The 251-nt window shown below is 41.8% G+C and carries 1 protein-coding gene; it reads left to right on the top strand.

All coding sequences use genetic code 11. The annotated features are described in order from the left end of the window. Positions 1-251, top strand: a 251-nt coding sequence (locus R0J87_RS22860) for an FAD/NAD(P)-binding protein (RefSeq protein ID WP_498889221.1), incomplete at both ends; no start/stop codon positions are given.

The raw sequence follows: 251 nt of genomic DNA, 5'->3' as shown, positions 1-251 counted from the left end.
CGGCAATGAATAATATCGAAGCGGAAATTAATTTACTGATATTTGACCCATATTTACCTGGGTCCGGATGTCATAGCACTGATCAACCTGACCACTTGTTAGTTAATACTGTTGCAGAGCAAATCACAATGTTTGCCGATGACTCTGTCGTTGAGGCTGGAAATATTCTTTCAGGACCAACATTTTATCAGTGGTTATGTGAGCAGCCGCCTTCTAAAGATATCCCAGCAAAGGTTCATCCTGACGGTTAC

The sequence above is a fragment of the Halomonas sp. SIMBA_159 genome, assembly GCF_046536035.1.
Classification (GTDB): Bacteria; Pseudomonadota; Gammaproteobacteria; order Pseudomonadales; family Halomonadaceae; genus Vreelandella; species Vreelandella venusta_A.
This window is presented reverse-complemented; position numbering and strand designations above follow the sequence as displayed.